The organism is Methylobacterium sp. CCH5-D2 (assembly GCF_001556475.1).
Taxonomy (GTDB): Bacteria; Pseudomonadota; Alphaproteobacteria; order Rhizobiales; family Beijerinckiaceae; genus Methylobacterium; species Methylobacterium hispanicum.
This window is the reverse complement of record NZ_LSIX01000628.1, coordinates 1-1,490: the sequence shown is the minus strand read 5'-3', so window position 1 is coordinate 1,490 and position 1,490 is coordinate 1. Positions and strand designations below refer to the sequence as shown.

At 69.9% G+C, this 1,490-nt stretch carries 2 protein-coding genes; both read left to right on the top strand.

Annotated features, from left to right (window positions below):
• Positions 1-519 (top strand): biotin-dependent carboxyltransferase family protein (locus AX737_RS16820; RefSeq protein WP_197430608.1); only part of this gene is annotated, 519 nt, incomplete at its 5' end.
• 231 nt (positions 520-750) lie between these two features.
• A partial coding sequence (locus AX737_RS16815) for a calcium-binding protein (RefSeq protein ID WP_245293467.1) occupies positions 751-1,490 on the top strand: 740 nt, incomplete at its 3' end.

Below are 1,490 nucleotides of genomic sequence, written 5' to 3'. Positions count from 1 at the left end.
GAGCCGGCGGCGCTTGGCGCACCCTGGCTCGACCGGCCGCCGGGCACGATCCGCGTGGTGCTCGGGCCGCAGGACGACCACTTCGCCCCCTCCGAGATCGCGGCCTTCCTCGACCGCGACTGGACCGTGACGCCGCGCGGCGACCGCATGGCCTGCTTCCTCGACGGCGCGCCGCTCGCCCACGCCCGGGGCCACGACATCGTCTCGGACGGCGTCGCGCAAGGGGCGATCCAGGTGCCGGGCCAGGGCCTGCCGATCGTCCTGATGGCCGACCGGCAGCCGACCGGCGGCTACCCGAAGATCGCCACCGTGATCGGGGCCGATCTCGGCCGCCTCGCCCAGGCTCAGGCCGGCACGCGCCTGCGCTTCCGGGCGGTCACCCTGGCCGAGGCGGTGGAGGCCCGCCGCGCCGAGGCCGCCGCGCTGGCGCCGTCGGTCGCGCTGGAGCCGGTGGTGCGCACCGCGTTCAGCTCCGAGTTCCTGCTCGGCCGCAACCTCATCGACGGCGTGGTCGGCTGAACCGGCGGCCGGTCCGGAGGGCTTTCCGCGCGGATCCCGACGGCCCTGCCGCCGCACGCCACCCCGCACGCCATCCCGCACGCACGACCGAACGTATTACGCCATGTGGGCTGGTGATCGGCTCGCTATAGCGGTCGTTGTGCGCGGAAGATCTGGTTAGAACTCCCGAAGATGGGCCCTCGCCGACCAATGGACGGCGATAGAGTGCCCGATTTCGGAGGAGCGTTCGCGATGGCGACCTATCTGATTTCTTCGGAGAGCAACATCTCGGTGACGGGGTCGGCGGACAACGACCTCTTCGTCCTCTCGGGCACCTCCGCGAACGACACGCTCTCCGGGGCGGAGGGCAACGACGCCTTCGCGCTCTCCGCGACCGGCCTCGGCAATGTCATCTACGGCAACCAGGGCAACGACAGCCTGCGCGCTGCCGGAGCGGCCGCGCTGCGCCTCTACGGTGGCCAGGGCGACGACCTGATCGAGTCGGGCGGGGGCAACGACACGATCCTCGGCAACCTCGGTCGGGACCAGATCGACGGCGGGGCCGGATCCGACCTGATCTACGGCAACCAGGACGACGATACGATCAATGGCGGCACCGGCGCGGCCGGACAGGATACGGTCTACGGCGGCCAGGGCAACGACCTGATCAACTACAGCTACTCGACCGGGACCGAAGGGCAGCACATCTTCGGAAACCTGGGCGACGACACGATCGCCGGCGGCCTCGGCCCGAACCTGGTCTACGGCAACCAGGGCAACGATTTCATCGACCTGATCGGCTCGGCCGACACGGTCTATGGCGGCCAGGGTAACGATACGATCGTCTCGCGCACCTCCGGCCCGATGACCGCCCTGATCTACGGAAATCTCGGCGACGATCTCATCTACGGCAACGACGGCTTCGACACCGTTTACGGCGGCCAGGGCAACGACACGATCCTCGCGGGTGCGGGAACGGAGGTGTTCAGCGG